This is a genomic window from Acinetobacter towneri DSM 14962 = CIP 107472 (assembly GCF_000368785.1).
GTDB lineage: Bacteria > Pseudomonadota > Gammaproteobacteria > Pseudomonadales > Moraxellaceae > Acinetobacter > Acinetobacter towneri.
This window is the reverse complement of the sequence record NZ_KB849665.1, coordinates 1-1,435: the sequence shown is the minus strand read 5'-3', so window position 1 is coordinate 1,435 and position 1,435 is coordinate 1. Positions and strand designations below refer to the sequence as shown.

General features: G+C 55.8%; 2 protein-coding genes and 1 pseudogene. All 3 read left to right on the top strand.

Annotation, left to right across the window (positions count from 1 at the left end; translation table 11 throughout):
• Positions 1 to 201: integrase core domain-containing protein (locus F947_RS00135; RefSeq protein WP_051062265.1), on the top strand; the 201-nt coding region annotated here is incomplete at its 5' end.
• Positions 202 to 335: 134 nt separating this feature from the next.
• Positions 336 to 1,151 carry a sulfonamide-resistant dihydropteroate synthase Sul2 gene (gene sul2, locus F947_RS00130; protein ID WP_001043260.1) on the top strand — a complete coding sequence of 272 codons (816 nt, stop codon included), beginning with the start codon at positions 336 to 338 and terminating at the stop codon, positions 1,149 to 1,151.
• 86 nt (positions 1,152 to 1,237) lie between these two features.
• Positions 1,238 to 1,435, top strand: a pseudogene (glmM, locus tag F947_RS00125) (phosphoglucosamine mutase); the annotation flags it as partial.

Sequence of the window (1,435 nt, the reverse complement as noted above, 5' to 3'; positions counted from 1 at the left end):
GTGAATGGCTTATACAAAACAGAGGTGATTGAATATTTAAAAGCAGATTGGCAAGGTTTAGCGGATGTACAACTTGCGACATTAAATTGGGTAGATTGGTTCAATAAAGAGCGTGTACATAGTGCACTAGGTTATGTGCCACCTTTTGATTTTGAAGCAATGTACTATGATAAAATTAATCCGTTAGGTCAGGTGGCCTAACTTAAATAAAAAAGTCTCCGACAAACCCGGTACGGTTCAGATCACCGCAAACAGGTTACTCGCCTGGGGATTCCCTTTCGACCCGAGCATCCGTATGAGACTCATGCTCGATTATTATTATTATAGAAGCCCCCATGAATAAATCGCTCATCATTTTCGGCATCGTCAACATAACCTCGGACAGTTTCTCCGATGGAGGCCGGTATCTGGCGCCAGACGCAGCCATTGCGCAGGCGCGTAAGCTGATGGCCGAGGGGGCAGATGTGATCGACCTCGGTCCGGCATCCAGCAATCCCGACGCCGCGCCTGTTTCGTCCGACACAGAAATCGCGCGTATCGCGCCGGTGCTGGACGCGCTCAAGGCAGATGGCATTCCCGTCTCGCTCGACAGTTATCAACCCGCGACGCAAGCCTATGCCTTGTCGCGTGGTGTGGCCTATCTCAATGATATTCGCGGTTTTCCAGACGCTGCGTTCTATCCGCAATTGGCGAAATCATCTGCCAAACTCGTCGTTATGCATTCGGTGCAAGACGGGCAGGCAGATCGGCGCGAGGCACCCGCTGGCGACATCATGGATCACATTGCGGCGTTCTTTGACGCGCGCATCGCGGCGCTGACGGGTGCCGGTATCAAACGCAACCGCCTTGTCCTTGATCCCGGCATGGGGTTTTTTCTGGGGGCTGCTCCCGAAACCTCGCTCTCGGTGCTGGCGCGGTTCGATGAATTGCGGCTGCGCTTCGATTTGCCGGTGCTTCTGTCTGTTTCGCGCAAATCCTTTCTGCGCGCGCTCACAGGCCGTGGTCCGGGGGATGTCGGGGCCGCGACACTCGCTGCAGAGCTTGCCGCCGCCGCAGGTGGAGCTGACTTCATCCGCACACACGAGCCGCGCCCCTTGCGCGACGGGCTGGCGGTATTGGCGGCGCTGAAAGAAACCGCAAGAATTCGTTAACTGCACATTCGGGATATTTCTCTATATTCGCGGTTCAGCAGGCATGTCCCCTTTGAGGGCGACCCGACGACAGGATAATCGACCTTATGGTGCGCAAATATTTCGGCACAGACGGTATTCGTGGCAAAGCCAACGAAGGCGCGATGACGGCGGAAACCGCCTTGCGCGTCGGCATGGCGGCTGGCCGTGTCTTTCGTCGCGGTGACCACCGCCATCGTGTCGTGATCGGCAAGGATACGCGCCTGTCGGGCTATATGCTTGAACCCGCGCTCACAGCCGGTTTC